At 72.0% G+C, this 12,144-nt stretch carries 11 protein-coding genes; 5 read left to right on the top strand and 6 right to left on the bottom strand.

All coding sequences use genetic code 11. The features are described from left to right. Positions 1 to 73: 73 nt before the first annotated feature. Entirely contained in the window at positions 74 to 1,174 is a 1,101-nt protein-coding gene (locus ACZ5XZ_RS06785; RefSeq protein ID WP_468975015.1) for a calcium:cation antiporter, read from the top strand. Between the two features lie 35 nt (positions 1,175 to 1,209). On the opposite strand, the gene ACZ5XZ_RS06780 is transcribed toward ACZ5XZ_RS06785, so the two are convergent. Further along, entirely contained in the window at positions 1,210 to 3,087 is a 1,878-nt protein-coding gene (locus ACZ5XZ_RS06780) for an APC family permease (protein ID WP_468975014.1), read from the bottom strand. 265 nt (positions 3,088 to 3,352) lie between these two features. Further along, positions 3,353 to 4,090: an SDR family NAD(P)-dependent oxidoreductase gene (locus ACZ5XZ_RS06775; RefSeq protein WP_468975013.1), complete on the bottom strand. Its 738-nt coding sequence runs from the start codon at positions 4,088 to 4,090 to the stop codon at positions 3,353 to 3,355. A gap of 161 nt (positions 4,091 to 4,251) precedes the next feature. On the opposite strand from ACZ5XZ_RS06775, the gene ACZ5XZ_RS06770 reads away from it, so the two are divergent. Continuing rightward, positions 4,252 to 5,073, top strand: a complete 822-nt coding sequence (locus tag ACZ5XZ_RS06770) for an alpha/beta fold hydrolase (RefSeq protein WP_468975012.1) — start codon at positions 4,252 to 4,254, stop codon at positions 5,071 to 5,073. A 21-nt stretch (positions 5,074 to 5,094) separates the two neighbouring features. Here ACZ5XZ_RS06770 and ACZ5XZ_RS06765 read toward each other — a convergent pair whose 3' ends face one another. Both ACZ5XZ_RS06765 and ACZ5XZ_RS06760 read right to left on the bottom strand, forming a co-directional pair. Beyond that, the gene (locus tag ACZ5XZ_RS06765) at positions 5,095 to 5,979 is read right to left on the bottom strand and encodes an alpha/beta fold hydrolase (RefSeq protein WP_468975011.1); all 885 of its coding nucleotides are present in this window, start codon (positions 5,977 to 5,979) and stop codon (positions 5,095 to 5,097) included. Then, positions 5,976 to 6,569: a TetR/AcrR family transcriptional regulator gene (locus ACZ5XZ_RS06760; protein WP_468975010.1), complete on the bottom strand. Its 594-nt coding sequence runs from the start codon at positions 6,567 to 6,569 to the stop codon at positions 5,976 to 5,978. The genes ACZ5XZ_RS06765 and ACZ5XZ_RS06760 overlap by 4 nt, the downstream gene beginning before the upstream one ends. A 207-nt stretch (positions 6,570 to 6,776) precedes the next feature. On the opposite strand from ACZ5XZ_RS06760, the gene ligD reads away from it, so the two are divergent. Beyond that, positions 6,777 to 7,748, top strand: coding sequence for a non-homologous end-joining DNA ligase (ligD, locus tag ACZ5XZ_RS06755; protein WP_468975009.1), 972 nt, complete (start codon positions 6,777 to 6,779; stop codon positions 7,746 to 7,748). Between the two features lie 91 nt (positions 7,749 to 7,839). Here ligD and ACZ5XZ_RS06750 read toward each other — a convergent pair whose 3' ends face one another. After that, on the bottom strand, positions 7,840 to 8,781 hold the full coding sequence (locus tag ACZ5XZ_RS06750; RefSeq protein WP_468975008.1) for a hypothetical protein: 942 nt from the start codon (positions 8,779 to 8,781) through the stop codon (positions 7,840 to 7,842). A gap of 383 nt (positions 8,782 to 9,164) precedes the next feature. Between ACZ5XZ_RS06750 and ACZ5XZ_RS06745 the strand changes: the two genes are divergently transcribed. Both ACZ5XZ_RS06745 and ACZ5XZ_RS06740 read left to right on the top strand, forming a co-directional pair. Next, positions 9,165 to 10,220, top strand: a complete 1,056-nt coding sequence (locus tag ACZ5XZ_RS06745) for a glutathione S-transferase family protein (protein ID WP_468975007.1) — start codon at positions 9,165 to 9,167, stop codon at positions 10,218 to 10,220. 106 nt (positions 10,221 to 10,326) lie between these two features. Continuing rightward, positions 10,327 to 10,626 (top strand): hypothetical protein, encoded by a 300-nt coding sequence (locus ACZ5XZ_RS06740; protein WP_468975006.1) that lies wholly within the window; start codon positions 10,327 to 10,329, stop codon positions 10,624 to 10,626. Positions 10,627 to 10,660: 34 nt separating this feature from the next. Here ACZ5XZ_RS06740 and ACZ5XZ_RS06735 read toward each other — a convergent pair whose 3' ends face one another. Further along, on the bottom strand, positions 10,661 to 11,989 hold the full coding sequence (locus ACZ5XZ_RS06735) for an aminotransferase-like domain-containing protein (RefSeq protein WP_468975005.1): 1,329 nt from the start codon (positions 11,987 to 11,989) through the stop codon (positions 10,661 to 10,663). Positions 11,990 to 12,144 lie beyond the last annotated feature (155 nt).

The raw sequence follows: 12,144 nt of genomic DNA, 5'->3' as shown, positions 1-12,144 counted from the left end.
CGGGCGGCGGGGCACCCGCCCGACCGGCCGACCGGACGAGCGGGTGCCCCGCCGATCTGCCAGGCTCGACAGCATGATCGCCGGCCTCCGTTCGACCGCCCAGCACTGGAGCGATCTGCTGCCGGTGCTGGCGGTGGTCCTGCTGGCCCTGACCTGGGGCCGGTCGCTGCCGGGCGGCCTGGTCGCCCTCGTGTCGTGTTTCCTGGCCGCGGCGGTGCTGGCCGCGGTGCACCACGCCGAGGTGATCGCACTGCGCGTGGGTGAGCCGTTCGGGTCGCTGGTGCTCGCCGTCGCGGTGACCATCATCGAGGTGGCGCTGATCGTCACGCTGATGGCCGACGGCGGCGAGAAGAGCGCGACGCTCGCCCGGGACACCGTCTTCGCGGCGGTGATGATCACCTGCAACGGCATCGTCGGGCTGTCCTTGCTGGTCGCCTCGCTCAAGCGGAGGGTGGCCGTCTTCAACGCCGAGGGCACCGGCGCGGCGCTGGCGTCGGTCGCGACGGTGGCCGGACTGAGCCTGGCCCTGCCGACGTTCACCACCAGCGCCCCCGGCCCGCAGTTCTCCACCCCGCAGCTGGTCTTCGCCGCGCTGTCCGCGCTGATCCTCTACGGGCTGTTCGTGGCCACCCAGACCGTCCGGCACCGGGACTACTTCCTGCCGGTGACCTCGTCCGGCGAGGTGATCGACACCGAGGAACACGCCGACCCGCCGTCGGCGCGGGCGGCGTGGAGCAGCCTGGGGCTGCTGGCGCTGGCGCTGATCGCGGTGGTCGGACTGGCGAAGGGGGTGTCGCCGACCATCGAGTCCGCGGTGATCGCGGCAGGCCTGCCGGCGTCGGTCGTGGGCATCGTCATCGCCCTGCTGGTGCTGCTGCCGGAGACCATCGCGGCGGTCCGCGCGGCCCGCCGCGACCGCGTCCAGACGAGCCTGAACCTCGGCCTCGGCTCGGCGATGGCCAGCATCGGCCTGACCATCCCCGCGGTCGCCCTCGCCACGACCCGGCTGCCGGGGCCACTGGTCCTGGGCCTGGGCCCCAGCCACCTGGTGCTGCTCGCGCTGACCGTGACGGTCGGCACCCTGACGGTGGTGCCCGGCCGCGCCACCTTGCTCCAGGGCGGTGTGCACCTCACGCTGCTGGCGGCCTACATCGTCCTGGCGGTGAGCCCGTAGGGCCGGCCGGCCTCCCACGTCATCGGCGGTCGCCGCTACAGGCGATAGGGGACGTTGACCACGGTCACCCCCGGCGTGAACATCAGCCGCGCCGTGAGCCGCAGGGCGCTCTGGTTGTGCAGCGGCTGCTCCCACCAGTGGCCGACGATGAACTGGGGGATGACGACCGTGACGGCGGCACCGGGGTACCGCTCGCCGGCGCCGACCACGTAGTCGATCACCGGCTGGGTGAAGTCCCGGTAGGGCGAGCTGAGCACCTGCAGCGGTACGTCGATGTCATGGGCGTCCCACTGCGCGCGCAGGCCCGTCACATCGGCGGGATCGATCGCGACGGTCAGCGCCTCCAGTGAGGTGGCGCGCATCGTACGGGCGTAGCCCAGGGCCTTGAGCGTGGGCACGTGCAGATCGCTGACCAGCACCATCACCGCGTTCCCGGCCGGCGCCCAGGGCCGTGCGTCCGGGGTGGCCGACAGCTCCCGCGCGACCCGCTCGTAGTGCCGGTGCACCGCGCGCATCCCCAGGAACAGCGTCGGCATGGCGATCACCACGATCCAGGCGCCGTGCGTGAACTTGGTGATCAGGACGATGATCAGCACCAGCCCGGTGAGCACCGCGCCGACCGCGTTGATCGCCTGGGAACGGCGGCGTCGGGCCCGTTCGCCGGGCCGCAGACCCGGGGCGGCCAGGATCGTCCGCCAGTGCCGGACCATGCCGGTCTGGGAGAGGGTGAAGGAGACGAAGACGCCGATGATGTAGAGCTGGATGAGGTGGGTCAGCTCGGCGTCGAAGAGCACGATCAGCCCGATCGCGGCGAGCGCGAGCAGGACGATCCCGTTGGAGAAGACCAGTCGGTCGCCGCGGTTGCGCAGTTGCCGGGGCGCGAAGCGGTCCTCGGCGAGGACCGACGCCAGCATGGGGAAGCCGTTGAAGGCGGTGTTGGCGGCGAGGATCAGCACGCCGGCCGTGAAGGCCTGCAGCAGGTAGAACAGGGCGTCGACGTCGCCGAAGGTGGCCCGGGCGATCTGGGCGAGCGCGGTGGAGGTCGGCGTGTCGGCCGGCAGCCCCAGCTCGGTGGGGTCCACCGCGACATGCACGTCGTAGCGCATGGCCAGGATCGTGATCCCGCCGAACATGGTGACGGAGAAGAATCCCATGACCAGCAGCGTGGTGGCGGCGTTGCGGCTCTTGGGCCTGCGGAACGCGGGCACGCCGTTGCTGATCGCCTCGACTCCGGTCAGCGCCGTGCACCCGGAGGCGAAGGCGCGCATCCCCAGCAGTACCAGTGCCAGGCCCGTGTAGACCGATTCGGCGTGCAGCGGCAGGTCCGCGGACTCGGCGCGGATCGTCGCGCCGGTGGCCATCCGTACGGCGGCGAACGCGAACATCAGGTAGACGAAGAAGACGAAGCCGTAGGTGGGGAGCGCGAAGATCCGGCCCGACTCCCGCACCCCGCGCAGGTTCATCAGCGTCAGCAGCACCACGAACGCGACGGACAGCGCCACGTTGTGGCCGCCGAGGGAGGGGATCGCGGAGGTGATCGCGGCGACGCCGGAGACCACGGACACCGCGACGGTCAGCACGTAGTCGACGAGCAGCGCACTGGCCGCGGTGAGCGCCGCGCCCCGTCCGAGGTTCTGCGCGCTGACGAGGTAGGCGCCACCGCCACCGGGGTACGCGTAGCAGGTCTGCCGGTAGGAGGCGACCACGACGACCAGGACCAGGACGATGGCGGCCGCGGCGTACCAGGTCAGATGCAGCAGCGCGACCCCGCCCAGGCCCACGACCAGCAGGATCTCCTCGGTGGCGTACGCGACCGAGGACAGCGGGTCGCTGCAGAAGATCGGTAGCGCCAGCCGCTTGGGCAGCAGCGTCTCGCCGAGCCGCGCACTGTCCAGCGGGCGGCCTACCATCATCCGCTTCGTCCTGGAGAAAAGGGGGGTCATAGCCGGACAAACTATGGTCCGTCGGAGGGGGCGGGAGGGAGGCTCGCGGAGCCGTGCCGAGGGCGAGAGCGGCCACCCGCCGGGCCGCCGATTCCCGTGATGGTTTATCGTTCAATTGCGGCGGGCGCTTCCCCCCTGCCCGCTGCGAGCCCCGGCCGGAATCCCCCGTTCGGCCGGGGCTCCCCCACTTGGTACCGGGCGCGCGCACCGCCCGGAGTCCGGGCGCGGCGGCCTCTCAGCGCAGGTGCGACGCCCCGTTGACGTCCAGCACGGTCCCCGAGGACCAGAGCGCCTCCGGCGCGGCGAGGTAGTGGACGGCCGAGGCCACATCCTCCGGCGACGCGACCCGCCCGAACGGACTCTGCCGCCGCACCTCGTCGGTGAGGCGCTCGGCGACCCGCTCGGTCTGCACGAACCCGGGCGCCACCGACGCCACACCGATCCCGTACGGCGCCAGATGGACCGCCAGCGACTGCCCCATCGCGTGCAGGGCCGCCTTCGACGCGCCGTAGGCGGGATGGTCCGGCTCGCCGCGGAAGGCTCCCCGCGACCCGATGTTGATGATCCGCCCCTCCACCTCCCGCTCGATCATGTTGCGCGCCGCGCAGTAGCTGACGTTCGCCGCGCCCAGCAGGTTCACGTCCACGACCTGCCGCCAGGCGCGCTGCCAGTCCTCGAACGACGTACGGTCCAGGGGGTGCGCCACGTTCGCGGCGGCGTTGTTGACCAGGACATCGACGCCGCCGAGCCCGTCCACCGCCGCCCCGACGATCTCCGCCGCCCCCTCCGGCGTCCGCACATCGCCCTGCACCAGCACATGGCCACTGCCCGCCAGCGCCCCGAACGCGGCCTCGGCCGCCTCCCGGCGCGAGGAGTAGTGCAGCGCGACGCGATCGCCGCCGGCCGCGAACATCTCGGCGACCGCACGTCCGATCCCCCGCGAAGCCCCCGTCACCAATACCGCCCGGCTCATCGGACGCCCTCCCTCAGCACATCGATCTCCGCCTGCCGTACCGGAAACGATCTTAAGGACAGGACCTCGGGGAAGTGCGGGGGCCGCACGTGACGGACACGACCCGGGGGTGCACCATCACCCGGTCACTGCCTCGTCGACCCACAGCAAGGGAGCCCACCATGCCGCCCGAGTCGTTCATCCACCTTCGTGGCCGTCGCTTCGCCTTCCTGGACTTCGGCGGCCCGGGACCTGTCGTCCTCGCCCTGCACGGTCATTTCGGGAGGGGGCGGATCTTCGCCCCACTGGCGGCGGCACTGGCCGGACGGTACCGCGTCGTCGCGCTCGACCAGCGCGCCCACGGCCTGTCCGACCACGGCGGCGGGCTCACTCCCGACGACTACGTCGAGGATGCGGCCGCCCTGTTACGCGCCCTGGATCTCGCGCCGGCCACGGTTCTGGGGCACTCCATGGGCGGGGCCATCGCCTACCTCCTCGCCGAGCGCCACCCCCGTCTCGTCACCGCACTTGTCGTCGCGGACATGACCGTTCGCAACGAGGAGCCCGAGACGCACCCCGTTCTCGACGTCTCGGGCTGGCCTCGCAGGGCGGCATCGCGCGAGGAACTACGCGCCGCGATCGAAGCGCACGGTGTTCCCGACGCCGGTTACTTCCTCGACAGCGCGACGGAGTACGACGACGGCTGCGGACTGCTCTTCGACACCGCCGAGATGATGGCCTCTCAACACGCCCTGACCGGGGACCACTCCGCCGCGTGGGCCGCGTCGAGGCAGCCCGCCCTGCTGCTCAGGGCGAGCGAGAGCTTCGTCCTCACCGGCGAAACGGCCCGCCGGATGGCTCGGGAGCGGCCCGGTACGGAGCTGGTCGAACTCTCCGGCTGCGGACACTGGCTCCACGCCGACGACCCTGACGGGTTCGCCCGCGCCATTCGATCCTTCCTGGACCGCACCCACGCACACCTCACCGACGCACCGACGACATGACCCCAAGAGCCGGGCCCGGGTTCAGGTCATGGACACCGGCCGCGGGCCGATGGGGCGGCGGGACGCCTCCTGTCCTCCGAAGGCCTTGCGGAGGACTTCGCCGAACTCGGCGGGGTGGGTGGTCAGGCCGGTGTGCCCGCCGGGGAAGTGCCGGAATTCCGCGCCGAGACGCTCGGCCAGGAATGCGGCCGACCGGTAGGGCAGTTCGCCTCGGGAGTCCTGGCCGCCGGCCAGGACGAGCCGGTCCGAGAGCGCCTGAAGCCGGGGGACGTCCGGGGCGTAGGACATGAAGCGGGGCACGATGCGCCCGACGAAGTAGGGCAGGTTGGCCATGGTCTGCTCGGCCCGCGCCGCCGCCTGCGGCGGAAGCCTGAGCTCGGCCTTCGGCTCGGTGGTGTCCTCGCCCTTCTTCAGCCCTGCGGCGAACACCTCCATCGCCGGCATGAGTCCCTGCGCGTGGAACGTCTCCTGCACGCGCGCGAGGAGCGCGCGGTGTTCCAAGGCGTCGGGGAGGACCTCCACCACCGGCGGCTCGTGCGCCACGAGGCGTGCGACGCGGTCGGGGTGGGCGGTGAGCAGATGCAGGGCGGCGATCGCGCCCGAGCTGGAGCCGAACACCCGGGCCGGCTCACCGGGCGACAGCAGCTCCAGCAGGCGGAACGCGTCGTCGGCGTGCTCGGCCACACACTGCTCGGCCTCGGGGTCCTCCAGTGTGCTGCGGGACATACCGCGCGGGTCGTAGGTCGCGACGGTGTATGCCGTGGCCAGGTCGTCGGCGATGCCGTCGAAGGCGGCCGCTCCGCCCGCCCCTCCGGGTATCAGCAGCACAAGCGGGCCCTGGCCGCGCACTTCGTAGTGCAGGGTCGCGCCGTTCACGCGCAGGCGGCCTATGGTCGGGTCGGTCATGAGGGGTCTCCTTCGGTCAGCGGGGGCCAGTGCTCCAGGAGGGAGTGCAGGGCGTCCAGGGCGCGGATCCAGGACTGCTGCGGCGAGCGCTGGTGCGCGAACCCGCCCGCGGCCTCCAGGGCGACGAACCCGTGGAAGGTGCTGCGCAGCAACCGGACCGCGTCGGTCAGATCGGGCTCGGCCAGCCCGTAGCCGCGCAGCATGCCGTAGGTCAGCTCGACGGCGCGTCGCGGTCCTGGGGCTGCGGCGGCCAGCTCGGGATCGATCTGGAGGGGGGTCTGCGTCGCCATGTAGCGGCCCGGGTGCGCGTGGGCGTACTCCCGCCAGGCGTCGGCGAACGCGACCAGCGCGTCCTTGCCCGATCGTCCGGCGGTCGCCTCCGCGATACGGATGGTCTTCTCGTCCGCCGCCAGCAGGGCGATCCGCCCGCGCAGATCCTCCAGACCGCGCACATGCGTGTACAGACTCGCGTCCTTCACGCCGAGCCGCCGCGCCACCTGCGACATGGTCACCTGATCCAGCCCGACCTCGTCCGCCAGCTCGGCGCCCGCGATCGTCACCCGCTCCGCCGTCAGCCCGGCCCGTGCCATAGCCCACTCCTTCCTAGGGGTATTAGGTTTATCCTAGGGCACCTAGGAAGGCAACCGGGAATCGGACGAGACGGGAGGAAGGAGGGGAGGCAAGGAGGGGGAAGAAGGAGGGGAGAAGGCAGGGTGAGGAAGAAGAGGGACGCGGCGCGTGCGTCGTGGCGCCGGCGCCGATCTGCGGGCGTCCCGGCCTCGTCCGATCATCGAACCATGGCCCCCACCGCCGAGCACGGCTCGACCCCGTACCCCGTGATCCGGCCGATGCTGGCCACGGTCGGGCCGCTGCCCGACGAGGACGAGGAGGCGGCCTGGGCGTTCGAGGCCAAGTGGGACGGCGCGCGCTGCATCGTCAACACCCCCGGAGACGGCACGCTCCGGCTGGTCACACGGGCGGGCAACGACGCGACCAGCACCTACCCGGAGCTGGCGCCGCTGGGCGAGCAGTTGCGGGGCCGGCCGGCGGTGCTCGACGGCGAGGTGGTGGTGCTGGACGCGCGCGGACGGCCGGACTTCGGGCTGCTGCAGCGGCGGATGGGCGTGGTGAACCCGCGGCGTACGGCCCGGTTGGCCATGGAGCACCCCGTACACCTGGTCCTCTTCGACCTCATGTACCTGGGCGAGTCGCTGCTCGGCTCGCCGTATCACGAACGCCGGGCGGTGCTGTCCGGACTGCGGCTGCGCGGCCCCAACTGGTCCTCGCCCGCCTACCTCCGGGGCCATGCGCAGCAGGCGTGGGAGGCCTCGCTGCAGGGCGGGCTCGAAGGGGTCGTGGCGAAGCGGCTGAACTCGGCGTATCTGCAGGGTGTCCGGTCACCCGAGTGGCGCAAGACGAAGCATCTGCTGACCCTCGACGTGGTCATCGGCGGCTGGACGGAGGGGCACGGCGTTCTCGCGGGGCTTCCCGGTTCCGTCCTGGCGGGCGTGGCGGAACCGGCCGGGCTGCGGTACGTCGGCTCCGTGGGCTCGGGGTTGTCGGACCGGGAACGGCGGGAGCTGGCGCAGTACCTGGCGGTGATCCCGATGGACCGTTCGCCGTTCATCAACCCGGTGGACACCATGGGCGCGCACTGGGCCGAGCCCCGGCTGGTCGCCGAGGTCATGCTCACCGGCTGGACCTCGGCCGGGCGGCTGCGGCACCCGATCTGGCATCGGCTGCGGCCCGATCTGACACGTCTGGGCTGAGGCGGGGGCAGGGACGGCTGCCCCCGGAGGGCCCGGGAACGGGGCGGACCCGGCCATGACCCATCGGACAGGCCCTAAGGGCCCCGTCAGGTCACGGGCGGCAGAACGTCGCCGTGGTCACCGAGCCGCCGTCGTTCTCGTCGTCCGTGCCGAGGATTCCCGTGCGCGAATCCGGCAGGCACGCCAGCGCCTCGATCTTGTGCCCGGCGAACGTGGTGAGCCGGTCCGGCGTGCCGGACAGCCTCAGCTCGGCGTCGCCGTCCTCGCGGACGACGAGGCGTCCGGCGGCGTAGAGCGCGGAGTCGTACGGCCCGTCGTCGCCGGGGTCCGAGGCCGACGACACCGTCAGTCCGCCGCGGGCGGAGAGTTCCACATCGGAGACGTGCCGCACGTTCTCGGCCGGGTAGGGCACGCTGAATTCCGCGGAATCGGGCTTGCCGAATGCGTCGGTGGCCGGATTCCAGGTCGCCGCGGTCAGCTTCGCCGGGCGATCGTCGCCGCCCCGGTCCGCCCAGACCGCGACGACGCCGCCGCGGGCGGTGCGGGCCAGCGCGAATCCCTCGTAGTTGCCGTCCGGCGAAATGCCCGGCAGCCGGAATTCATGGATAACGCGTACGGCGTCCCTTACCCGGCGAAGGTCGCCGTTTTCCCGGAGAACGGCGCCCTTTTCCCGGCGGACGCGGTACGCCGTTCCGTCGCTGGCGAGGGCCACGTACTCCCCCTCCCGCCCCGGCACGGCGTCGATCGCTTCCAGGTCGACGGGCGGCTCACCCAGCCACTCGACGGCCCTCACCTGCGGTTTCGCGTGCCGGCTGGACCGCAGGGCGACCAGCCGCTGCTGGCCGGGCTCCTTGTTGTCGCGCACGGCGAGGGCGTCGACGGTATCGCCGCGGCGACCGTCGACCACGATGCCGCTGACACCGGAAGTGATGTCGTCCCCGACCCGCTGCCAGTCGTCCGCCGGCAGCTCACCGGAAGCCGGCGCGAGGAGCGTGGCGCCGGCTATGACCGCACTGATTACTTTCTTGATCATCGGCCGAGTGTAGGGCGGATTCCGGGGTTACCGACGAGTGATCGACGGGCACTTCGTAAAGATTCAACGACCATCATCATCCACCGACGCCCCCCCCATTTCCTGATTCCTGCCGGAATACCCATCCGGACCGCAATTCCGCTGTCGATCCGCAGCAATCCTTATCGATCAGCGTCAATCCGTATCGCTCCGCGTCAATCCGCATCGCTCCGCGTCAATCCGTATCCATCCGAATGACCGGCGCGATAATGACAGAGTGCGCCATATCCGGTATGTCGCCGGTCGGCGCGATGCGCCGGGCGGCTGACGCACCGGGACGGCCGCGCCGGTTCGGGAAGGCTCGACAAGAGCAGCCACCCACGCCCGGACGGAAGGAGCCGGTGATGCCCCACGCCACCGAGGGCGACGCCAGGTGCGGCAACACCGAGTACGGCAGAGCGCCCTTCAAACGCTCCCGGAGCCACTTCGCGGACCGCATCACGGCGGACGGCCGCGACGGCTGGCCGGTCGAGGCCGGCCGCTACCGGCTGGTGGCGAGCCGCGCCTGCCCCTGGGCGAGCCGCGCCGTCATCGTGCGGCGGCTGCTCGGTCTGGAGGACGCGCTCTCGCTCGCCATCCCCGATCCGCTCCAGGACGACCGCAGCTGGCGCTTCACCCTCGATCCGGACGGACGCGACCCCGTACTCGGCATCCGCTTCCTGAGCGAGGCCTACGACGCCCGCGAGAAAGGCTACCCGGGCGGGGTCAGCGTCCCCGCCATCGTCGACGTGCCCAGCGGCAAGCTGGTCACCAACGACTTCCAGCAGATCACCCTCGACCTGTCGACACAGTGGACGGCGCTGCACCGGCCGGGCGCTCCGGACCTGTATCCGGAGCGGCTGCGCGAGGAGATCGACGTGGTCATGGCGGGTGTCTACCGGGACGTCAACAACGGCGTGTACCGGGCCGGTTTCGCCACGAAGCAGAGCGCGTACGACGCCGCCTTCCGCGATCTCTTCCGGCGGCTGGACCTGCTGTCGGAGCGGCTGTCCGAGCAGCGCTACCTCGTGGGCGACACCCTCACGGAGGCCGACATCCGGCTGTTCACCACGCTAGTTCGCTTCGACGCCGTCTACCACGGCCACTTCAAGTGCAACCGGTTCAAGCTGGCCGAGGCCCCGGTGCTGTGGGCGTACGCCAGGGATCTCTACCAGACGCCGGGCTTCGGCGACACCGTCGACTTCCACCACATCAAGCAGCACTACTACCGGGTGCACACCGGCATCAACCCGACCGGCATCGTCGCCCTGGGCCCGGACCTGTCCGGCTGGCTGACGCCGCACCGCCGCGAGGAGTTGGGCGGCCGGCCGTTCGGCGACGGCACCCCGCCGGGGCCGGTACCGCCGGCCGAGGAGGTACCGCCGAGCGGCCGCCCCGAGCACCTCCGGCTCGGCTCCTGAGCGCCGCCCCGGCTCCCCCGCCCGCCTGACCGGCGCGCCCGTACCGTGAGACCCTGAGAACACAGGGACTGTGAACTCCACGAGATCCACGCGAGGAGTGAGCCCGATGAGGATGGTTCTGACGGCCCGCATACCTACCGAAGTGGGCAACGAACTGATCAAGAACGGCGCCCTGCCGAAGATCCTGGAGACGGCGATCGCCGCGCTGCAACCGGAGGCGGCCTACTTCACCCTCGACGGCGGCGACCGTGCCTGCTTCTACTACTTCGACATGCAGCAGTCGTCGCAGATGCCGGCTCTGGTCGAGTCGTTCTTCATGGATCTGCACGCCAAGGTCACCCTGCAGCCGGTGATGAACGCGGACGACCTGCGCAGGGGGCTCGGTGAGCTGATGAGCGGCACCTGAGCGCCCCCGCCGGCGCTCCCGCCGCCCGTCCGCGTCACTCCGGTCCGGCGTCCTCCGGCGTGCCGCAGGCCAGTTCGCCCAGGACGCCCAGCGCCTCGGCCAGGGCGTCCAGGGGCGGCGACGCGAGTGCCAGCCGCACGGCGTTGGGCGTGTGGCCCGCGCCCACCGCGAACGCTCCCGACGGCGTGACGGCGATCCCGCGACGCGCGGCCGCCGCGACGAAGGTGTCGGCGCGCCATGGCTCCGGCAGCTCCCACCAGCAGTGGTACGCCTGCGGGTCGGCTCGCACCCGGAAGCCGGCCAGCCGTTCGGCGACGATCCGCTGGCGCGCCGCCGCGTCCCGGCGCTTGTCCGCTTCGACGGCCGCCGCGGTCCCGTCGGCCATCCAGCGGGTCGCGGCGTCGAGCGCGAAGCGGGAGGCCGTCCAGGTCCCCGACCGCAGCGCCGTCGCCACGTCCTGGGTGAGGGCCGCGGGCACCGTGAGGAACCCCAGGGACAGGCCGGGGGCGAGCCGCTTGGACAGGCTGTCGACGACCACGGTGCGTTCGGGCGCCAGCGCCGCGAGCGGCGGCAGATCGTCGCGGAGGAATCCGTAGATGGCGTCCTCGATGGCGTGGATGCCCAACTCCCCCCACATCCCGGCGAGTTCCCGGCGTCGTGGGTCGGGCATCGTGATGCCCAGCGGGTTGTGCAGGGCCGGCTGGAGGTAGACGGCGCGCAGTGGAGCGGCCGTGCGGAGCGCCTCGGCCGTCAGGCCGTGCTCGTCCATGGCGAGGGGTACCAGCGTGACGCCCAGGCGGGCCGCGATGCCCTTGACGACGGGGTAGGTGAGGGATTCGACGCCGAGCCGCTCGCCGGCCGGAACCAGCGAGGCGATCGCGGCGGCCAGCGCCTGCCGGCCGTTGCCGGCGAAGAGCAGCCGTCGGGGGTCCGGGGCCCAGCCGGCACGGGCGAGGTGCGCCGCCGCGGCCTGCCGGGCCGCGGGCGTACCGGCGGCGCCCACCGGGCGGAGCGCGTCGGCCAGGGCGTCGGGGCGCAGCAGATGCTCAAGGCTCCTGCCGAGCAGGGCCGGGTGCTCCGGCAGCACCGGGAAGTTGAGCTCCAGGTCGATCCTGGCATCGCCCGGCTCGGCGAGCGCGGGCTCGGCCGACGGGGCGGCGGTGCGTACGAACGTGCCGCGGCCGACCTCGCCCACCGTCAGCCCCCGTCGGCCCAGCTCCCGGTACACCCGGGCCGCCGTCGAGCCGGCGATCCGCCGGTCGCGGGCGAACCGGCGCAGCGGCGGCAGCCGGTCGCCGGGCCGGAGCCGGCCGGCGGCGATCTCCGCCGCCAGCTCGTCGGCGATCACGCGATAGTCGTCCATCGCCCTTCCCGCTCCTCCTCCAACAGGCCCGTCAGGCACCCGAGCCCGTCACTCAACAAGCGCGCCCGCTCCCTCGACGAGCGCTCCTCGACATGCACCTTACGCGACATTGCACCGAGATCATTATTTATATTGCACCGAGCGATTGCCCCTCA

This window comes from Streptomyces sp. NPDC033270 (assembly GCF_055576575.1).
Note: the sequence above shows the minus strand (reverse complement) of the source record. Positions and strands in the feature narration are given on the sequence as shown.

Bases quoted from the DNA above. Each gene is read 5' to 3' on its own strand.
- ACZ5XZ_RS06765 (WP_468975011.1), bottom strand. From the start codon at position 5,979: ATGACCGACCCGACCATAGGCCGCCTGCGCGTGAACGGCGCGACCCTG.
- ACZ5XZ_RS06785 (WP_468975015.1), top strand. From the start codon at position 74: ATGATCGCCGGCCTCCGTTCGACCGCCCAGCACTGGAGCGATCTGCTG.
- ACZ5XZ_RS06735 (WP_468975005.1), bottom strand. From the start codon at position 11,989: ATGGACGACTATCGCGTGATCGCCGACGAGCTGGCGGCGGAGATCGCC.
- ligD (WP_468975009.1), top strand. From the start codon at position 6,777: ATGGCCCCCACCGCCGAGCACGGCTCGACCCCGTACCCCGTGATCCGG.
- ACZ5XZ_RS06760 (WP_468975010.1), bottom strand. From the start codon at position 6,569: ATGGCACGGGCCGGGCTGACGGCGGAGCGGGTGACGATCGCGGGCGCC.
- ACZ5XZ_RS06740 (WP_468975006.1), top strand. From the start codon at position 10,327: ATGAGGATGGTTCTGACGGCCCGCATACCTACCGAAGTGGGCAACGAA.
- ACZ5XZ_RS06770 (WP_468975012.1), top strand. From the start codon at position 4,252: ATGCCGCCCGAGTCGTTCATCCACCTTCGTGGCCGTCGCTTCGCCTTC.
- ACZ5XZ_RS06780 (WP_468975014.1), bottom strand. From the start codon at position 3,087: ATGATGGTAGGCCGCCCGCTGGACAGTGCGCGGCTCGGCGAGACGCTG.
- ACZ5XZ_RS06745 (WP_468975007.1), top strand. From the start codon at position 9,165: ATGCCCCACGCCACCGAGGGCGACGCCAGGTGCGGCAACACCGAGTAC.
- ACZ5XZ_RS06750 (WP_468975008.1), bottom strand. From the start codon at position 8,781: ATGATCAAGAAAGTAATCAGTGCGGTCATAGCCGGCGCCACGCTCCTC.
- ACZ5XZ_RS06775 (WP_468975013.1), bottom strand. From the start codon at position 4,090: ATGAGCCGGGCGGTATTGGTGACGGGGGCTTCGCGGGGGATCGGACGT.